General features: G+C 59.8%; 6 protein-coding genes. 3 read left to right on the top strand and 3 right to left on the bottom strand.

What is annotated here, in order from left to right:
* Positions 1-230 (bottom strand): DeoR family transcriptional regulator (locus tag ACCD00_RS29430; protein WP_413428732.1); only part of this gene is annotated, 230 nt, incomplete at its 3' end.
* A gap of 443 nt (positions 231-673) precedes the next feature.
* Between ACCD00_RS29430 and speF the strand changes: the two genes are divergently transcribed.
* Positions 674-2,857 carry an ornithine decarboxylase SpeF gene (speF, locus tag ACCD00_RS29425; protein WP_413428731.1) on the top strand — a complete coding sequence of 728 codons (2,184 nt, stop codon included), beginning with the start codon at positions 674-676 and terminating at the stop codon, positions 2,855-2,857.
* Positions 2,858-2,905: 48 nt separating this feature from the next.
* Here speF and ppk2 read toward each other — a convergent pair whose 3' ends face one another.
* Entirely contained in the window at positions 2,906-3,724 is an 819-nt protein-coding gene (gene ppk2 / locus ACCD00_RS29420; protein ID WP_413428730.1) for a polyphosphate kinase 2, read from the bottom strand.
* 58 nt (positions 3,725-3,782) lie between these two features.
* Complete coding sequence (locus ACCD00_RS29415; RefSeq protein ID WP_413428729.1) at positions 3,783-5,504, bottom strand: SulP family inorganic anion transporter; 1,722 nt, start codon at positions 5,502-5,504, stop codon at positions 3,783-3,785.
* A 321-nt stretch (positions 5,505-5,825) separates the two neighbouring features.
* Here ACCD00_RS29415 and ACCD00_RS29410 point away from each other — a divergent pair, with 321 nt between their 5' ends.
* Complete coding sequence (locus tag ACCD00_RS29410) at positions 5,826-6,278, top strand: hypothetical protein (protein WP_413428728.1); 453 nt, start codon at positions 5,826-5,828, stop codon at positions 6,276-6,278.
* Positions 6,279-6,536: 258 nt separating this feature from the next.
* Complete coding sequence (locus tag ACCD00_RS29405) at positions 6,537-7,484, top strand: helix-turn-helix transcriptional regulator (protein ID WP_413428727.1); 948 nt, start codon at positions 6,537-6,539, stop codon at positions 7,482-7,484.
* The last annotated feature ends 264 nt before the right edge of the window (positions 7,485-7,748 follow it).

Genomic DNA, 7,748 nt, shown 5'->3' with positions numbered 1-7,748 from the left:
GTAAAATAGTCCTTGCCCGAGTCTTTGGGCCGCGGCAACGCCCCGCCGTGCACCCGCTGCACCAGGCCGGCGCTGGCCAGCTCCGCCAGGTCGCGGCGGATGGTGTCTTCGGACACCGCGAAGTGCTGGCTCAACTCCGAGGCCATGACCTTGCCATCACGTTCGAGGATCAGCAGGATTTTTTGTCGGCGTACTGACGGCAGTTCGGCAGCAGAATGGATGTCGTGCATGTTTTCGCCCGTTTATGCGTGTAACTGCGTGTTTATGCGAGATTAGCCAAAGCTCGGGTTAAACACAAACGGCCGGCCGGGAAAACACTTCCCGGTATCATTTTTTTCGATCTTTCAAATCATTACAGCGAATTTTTCATTTTCCTGTGACCTGTCCAAGATGGCACCGTCACTCATGTTTTGGATGGAAACTTCATGAATATCAATTTTGCTTTTGCGTGCATGATCGTAGTTTCGTTCACGATTGCACTGGTGAACGGCTGACCGCTATCGGGGGGACCATGGCCTCTCGTCCAGCAAATCGCTAAAAGCCTGACAGATCAGGAATATGCTCTATAACCAGTGGTGACATGATTTCCGATCAGGGGAACTGGAAGGCTCCCTCGGAAGTTGCTCTCTAAAAAAGCTGCGGACAATTGAGTGCCCGCCAGGAGACACCACCCATGAAAGCTCTGAAAATTGCCGCCAGCGATGGCACCTCCGAATGCTTCCTGAACGCCCGGGAGGTGGTCCCGCTCAGTCAAACCGACTTCACCGACGTCGCCGTGGCCGTGGTGTCGGTCAATGACGTGTTGGCTGGAGCGTTGGACGTCATTCAGCGCACCGGTTTTGACGTGCCGATTTTCCTGGTGCCTTCCCCCGGCACCAGTACCCGCCCCCGAGAAGTCTACAAACACCTGAATGACGTGCTGCTGCAAGTGAACGGCATCTTCGACCTGTCCCCCAGCAACGTCGAATACCATGGCAACCAACTGGAGACAGCGGCCAAGGCCTATGAAGAAAGCTTGCTGCCGCCGTTCTTCGATTCGCTCAAACGGTACACCGAGGCCGCCAACGCGACCTTTGCCTGCCCCGGTCACCAGGGCGGCCAGTTCTTTCGCAAGCACCCGGCCGGCCGGCAGTTCTTCGACTTCTTCGGCGAGACGCTGTTTCGCGCCGACATGTGCAACGCCGACGTCAAGCTCGGTGACTTGCTGATCCACGAAGGCCCGGCGCTGCTGGCACAGAAACACGCCGCGCAAGTGTTCAACGCTGACAAGACCTATTTCGTGCTCAACGGCACCTCGGCATCGAACAAGGTGGTGACCAACGCCCTGTTGACTCCGGGCGACCTGGTGCTGTTCGACCGCAACAACCACAAGTCCAACCACCAGGGCGCGCTGTTGCAGGCCGGTGCCACGCCGGTCTATCTGGAAACCGCGCGCAATCCCTACGGTTTCATCGGCGGGATCGACGCCCACTGTTTCGAAGAAGAGTACTTGCGCGAACTGATTGCCGAAGTCGCCCCGGACAAGGCCCAACTGCCACGGCCATTCCGCCTGGCGATCATTCAATTGGGCACCTACGACGGCACCATCTACAACGCCCGGCAAGTGGTCGACCGCATCGGCAAGTTGTGTGACTACATCCTGTTCGACTCGGCGTGGGTCGGCTACGAACAGTTCATCCCGATGATGAAAGACTGCTCGCCACTGTTGCTCGACCTGAACGAGAACGACCCGGGCATCTTCGTCACGCAATCGGTGCACAAACAGCAGGCCGGTTTTTCCCAGGCCTCCCAGGTGCACAAGAAAGACCGGCACATCAAGGGCCAGGCCCGCTATTGCAACCACCACCGGCTCAACAACGCCTTCATGTCCCAGGCCTCCACCAGCCCGTTCTACCCGCTGTTCGCCTCGCTGGATGTCAACGCGCGCATTCACTCAGGCCGCAGCGGCCTGCGCCTTTGGGAGGACTGCGTGAAGTTCGGCATCGAAGCACGCAAGTTGATTATCGAAGCCTGCACCATGGTCCGGCCGTTCGTGCCGTCCACCATCGAAGGGCGCGCGTGGGAAGACTACCCGACGGACGAAATCGCCAATGACATCCGCTTCTTCGAATTTCATCCGAAGGACCGCTGGCACGCTTTTGGTGGCTACGCCGAGAAGCAGTACTTCATCGACCCATGCAAACTGCTGTTCACCACCCCGGGCATCGACCCGGTGGACGGCAGCTACACCGAGTTCGGTATTCACGCTGGCATCCTCGCCAACTTCCTGCGGGAAAACGGCATCGTCCCGGAAAAATGCGACCTGAACTCGATTCTGTTCTTGCTCACCCCGGCTGAAGACTGGGCGAAGATGACCCACCTGGCCGCGCAAATCGCCCGTTTCGAACGTTTCATCAGCGATGACGCACCCATGAGCCGGGTGCTGCCGGCCATCTACGCGCAACATCAGGAACGCTATCGCAACTACACCATTCGCCAGCTCTGCCAGGAAATGCACGACCTGTATCGCAGCCACAATGTGCAGCAGTTGCAGAAGAACATGTTCCGCAAGGAATACTTCCCGAAAAAGGCCATGAACCCGCAGCAAGCGCAGATCGAATACATCCGTGGCAACGTCGAACTGGTGGCGCTGGCGGATGCGGACGGGCGTATCGCCGCCGAAGGTGCGCTGCCCTATCCGCCGGGTGTGCTCTGCGTGGTACCGGGAGAGATCTGGGGTGGCGCGGTATTGAAATACTTCCTGGCCCTGGAAGAAGGCATCAACCGCTTGCCGGGGTTCACACCGGAGCTACAGGGTGTCTACCTGAAACACGAAGGCGGTCGCACCCGGGCGTATGGGTATGTGATCAAGGCCTGAGGCATGCAGCAGGAGCCGGCCCGGGCTGGCTCCTGCCCAATGCATCGATCAGAATTTTTCCGGGATGAACTTGAACGGATAGTTCGGGTCCCGATAGTTGCCGGGACTTTGCCGCTTGGGCAATTTCACTTTTTCCCGCGGCACCTCTTCGTAAGGAATGCTGTTCAGCACATCGCTGATGATGTTCAGTCGTGCCCGCCGCTTGTCATTGGAGTTGGCGACCCGCCAAGGCGCCAATTCGGTATCGGTGGCCTCGAACATGTCGTCCCGGGCACGGGAGTAGTCGTACCAGCGGTTATAGGACTTGAGGTCCATGGGTGACAGCTTCCAGATCTTGCGCCCGTCGGTGATACGCTCCTTGAGGCGTCGGGTCTGTTCTTCCTGGCTCACTTCAAGCCAGTATTTGATCAGGATGATTCCCGATTCGACCAGTGCATGCTCGACCCGCGGCACCACGGTGAGAAAATTGCGCACCTGCTCTTCGCTGCAAAACCCCATGACCCGCTCAACACCGGCGCGGTTGTACCAGCTGCGATCGAAGATCACCACTTCACCGGCCGCCGGCAGGTGCGGCAGATAACGCTGCACATACATCTGGCTTTTTTCCCGGTCGGTCGGTGCCGGCAACGCAATCACCCGGAACACCCGCGGACTGACCCGTTCGGTCAGTGCCTTGATGGTCCCGCCCTTGCCGGCGCCATCACGCCCCTCGAAGATGATGCAAATCTTGGCGCCCGTGTGCTGCACCCACTCCTGCAGCTTGACCAGCTCGACATGCAGCCGCTCCAGTTCTTCGAGATAAACCTTGTTCTTGAGCTTGTCGCCTTCGACCGGTTTGTTTTTCGCTGCTGCTTTCTTCTTTGCCATGCCCGTTACCTCCTTCAATGCATCACACAACGTCCGGAGCGCGCCCGGCCGCGTTCATTCAGCGTCGACTGCGCTGGTAATGTTCAACCGCCTGCTCCAGATTCAAGAACATGCGGGCCTCGCCCAGCGTATGGCCCAAGGGCGCCTTGATGACCATGTCCCATACACCCGGGCTCATGCCCACCAGCCACAATGAAATGCCTTTTTCCTGCATTCGCTGTTCCGCCCCTGTGAGCATTTTCAGGGCCGTGTACTCCAGGTCGAACACGCTGCGCAGGTCCAGAACCACAACGGCGGGCCGTGCTTCTTCGATCAGGGGGTGCATCTTCATGCCGATGCGCTGGGCGTTGGCGAAAAAGATCCGGCCTTCCGGTCGAAGCAACAGCAGCCCGTCAAAGTGTTCGTCATCGGGGTGTTCGGCGGACTGCGGCCGGTACACATTGGTGCCAGGCTTGCGCCCGAGGATGTGCACGGGTGGGTCCGAGACTTGATAGGCCAGTGCCAGCAACGAAACGACAATCGCCACGACAATCCCTTGCAGCGTGCCCAGCAGCATCACGCCGATCATGGCCACCACGGCCCAGGCAAATTCGGTACGGCGAACCGACAGAATCTCGCGAAATTCCGCCGGCTCGATCAGGCCCACCGAATACACGATCACCACGGCGGCGAGCGTGGCATTGGGCATCAGGCCAATCAGCGGTGCCAGCAGCAGGCAAGTGCCCAATGCCAGTGCAGCGGTGACCAGTGCAGCCAGTTGCGAACGGGCGCCGGCCAGGCGGTTCACCGCCGTCTGGGTGGTCCCGCCACCCGCGACCATGGCCCCGAGAAACGCACCGCCGATGTTGGCAACGCCGGTGGCCAGCAGCTCCCTATTCGGTTGTGGCGCGGGCTCGTCACTGCGGGCGAACGCGCGCCCCGCGGCGATGGTTTCGGTGAAACTCATCAGTGCGATGCCCATCGCCGAAGGCCACAGGGTTTCGGCCAACGACCATACCGGCAGGGTCGGCGCGGGCAGTCCGATCGGCACCACGCCGACCGCGGAAACACCAAAGCGCTCCAGGCCAAACAGGCTCATGCCGATGATGCCAAGCGCCACCGCAATCAACGGTGCGGGCAGTCGCGGGGTAAAACGCTTCATGCCGACCAGCAGCAGTACCATGAACACACCGACCGCCACGGTCGGCAGCGAGGCATGAGCGATGCTCTGGGCTGTGGCCAGCACATTGTGCAGGAAGCCACCTTTGTCGATGTGAGTACCCAGCAGTTTGGGTAGCTGGTCGAGCACGATGACCACGCCGATGCCGGCCTTGAAACCCACCAGCACCGGTTCGGAAATGAAATTGGCGACGAAGCCCAGGCGCAGCAACCCCGCGACGATCAGGATCGCGCCCACCATCAGGGCCAGCGTGGCGGACCCCGCCAGCAAGGTCGCCGCATCGCCATCGGGGCTGATCTGGCCCAGCGCGGAGCCGGCGAGAATGGCCAGGGTGGTTGTGGTGCTGACACTGAGCGGGCGCGAGGTACCGAGCACGGCATAGATCACCATCGGCACCAGCACCGTGTACAGCCCGACCTGCACCGGCAGGCCGGCAATGGTGGCGTACGCCAGCGCCTTGGGAATGACCACGGCCGCTGCCGTCAACCCTGCTACCACATCGCCTCGTAGCCAGTCGGGCCGGTAACTGCCGAGCCATTCCGGGATCAACAGGCTGCGCAAGGTACCCCGTTGTGGAGCGCCTGGACTTCGCTCTTGCGGATGGCTGCCTTGTTGATCCATGAATCACTCCAGTCACAATTCGTCCGGTGCGGATGATGAGTGGGCTCAACTGACCGCACAATCCTTTAACTGCACGCGTAACCACTGCAAACCTTCATCGACATCCAGGCGAATGTGCCAGTGGGCAATCCACGCAGGCTTGGCCAGTTACAAATGTAGCCGGTTTGCGCGGCCACGCCGTTCCATGACTGGCGAAGGGGACAGACGCCCCACCATCACCGGTCAAAAAGGGAAAGCCTTATCCGGACGACGTCAGAAGGCGATAATTGAGCTATACCCGCTAATTCTCCCATTGCAGTTCTTCAACTCAGGAGTTTGGCAATGAAACTCAACATCTCAGTGGCTGCACTCATGGTTGCGGCAAGCCTTTTCGGCTGCGCCACGTCATCGAACCATGGCGTGAACGTCAAGTTGGTTGCCACCCGGCAAAACGCCGGTCAGATCGGAAACGTCACGTTGACGGACTGGGACAACAAAACCGGACTCAGTTTCTTCATCAGCGGCGCTCCATCCTACGTTTCCCTGCCCTTGCGCCTTTACTCGTTCATCAATAATGGCAGTTGCGAGCAACCCGGGTCTGTCGCCTATGCGATGAACAACATCGTCGTCACCGAACGCCAACCCATACGTGGCTGGACGTTTTCAAGGACGGCACCTGTCCCCTTGCAAACCCTGCTTGCCGGCAAATACTCGGTGGTCGTGCGAACGGCTGCGACCGATGGCAACTACGATATTTTTTGCGGGGATATCAAGTCTGGAGAGCCAGTGAAATAGCCACGGCCATTTCAGGTCAGCCCACCTGCCGATACCGCTCGTGCCACCGAATGTTCAGTGCGAGCGGCGACAGCGCTAAAGACCCTGGTCACAAACCTGTCATTACTCACTGATAACGTCTTGGCGCTTCCCCGAACCACATCCGCTCGATCTCCGATCGCCAGATCCCTGTACCAGGGCTTTGCCCCTCCGCTCAAGGTGACACTTCAGGTGTACTCAAGCACGACGCGCAAGCAAATCATCATCAGATCCAACGACATGAGTTGCGACGACTTTGGCGCGTTGTTCTCGAACCTGTTCGGCAACCTTTATTCCGACTCTCCGCCGCCGCCCAAAAACATCATCATCGGCGGGGTCTACGGCAGACACGAAGGTGTCAGTTTCCGTCGCATGCACTATCGCGGTGACTTCACGGTGGCTTTTCCCGCCCCTCTCGATGAAATCACCTTCGTCATTCCCACCGCCGGCAAGATCATCTTCAACCATGGCACCGAGTCGACCGGTTTTACCCAGGTCGGGCTGGCCATCGACAAGGCCGAGGTGCGCTCGGCACGCTTCGTCGACAATCATGCCCAGCACGGGATCTCGATCAGCCGGGGGCTGGTCACCGAACGACTGTCGGTGCTGCTGGGCAAGCCGATCCTGCAGAAAGTCCGTTTCGAGCCCGTGGTGGACCTGAACCTACCCGCCTTGCAGGGCATCAAGGCACTGGTGGACATGGCCACGGGAACCGAGTTCGACCTGCTGATCAACACGGGTTCGCTGATGCCTTCGCGCCTTCGCGAAATGCTGGTCGATGCGGTGCTGGAAGCCTGGCCGCACAACTTCACCGAAGCCCTTCGGCGCCCTTCCCCGTTGATCGCGCCACGGCATGTGAAGCTGGCCGTCGAGTACATTCAGGCGCATCCCGACCACCTGGCCAGCGGTACGGAACTGGCACAACTGAGCAACGTCAGCCTGCGCGCCTTGCAGGAGGGTTTTCAGCGCTTCATGGGCACTTCGATCGTTGCCTATCAGCGCCAGGTACGCCTGGAACGCGCCTTCGCTGCGCTGTCCCAGGGAGTGTCGCCTTCAGTGACTGACGTGGCCTTGCAACACGGCTTCAGCAATGTCGGGCGGTTTTGCCAGTATTTCCAGAGTGCCTACGGCATCAGTCCCGCCGATGTGAGAAAGGGCCTGCGAACACGGCCAATGCCGGTCAATTGAGGAATTGTGGGAGCGGGCTTGCTCGCGAAAAACGCCGGGACACCGCGGGGATTCAGGCAGCCCGCGTCATCGTTGACGTCCATCGCGAGCAAGCCTGCTTGCGATGGCGGGGTGTTGGGCGACGCGTCTTTTACCGGTGTACATATCCGTTGCTGCGGTAACGGCTTCTTATGGTTCCGCTTTTACAGCGGGTTACTTGGAAAAGCGGAGCGCCGCCCGGCCCCAAGTAACCAAGGGCTCTTGCCCCTGACGTTCGGTGCCTCG

Origin of the sequence: Pseudomonas sp. Pseusp3, assembly GCF_047304225.1 — a bacterium.
Taxonomy (GTDB): Bacteria; Pseudomonadota; Gammaproteobacteria; order Pseudomonadales; family Pseudomonadaceae; genus Aquipseudomonas; species Aquipseudomonas fluorescens_CD.
This window is presented reverse-complemented; position numbering and strand designations above follow the sequence as displayed.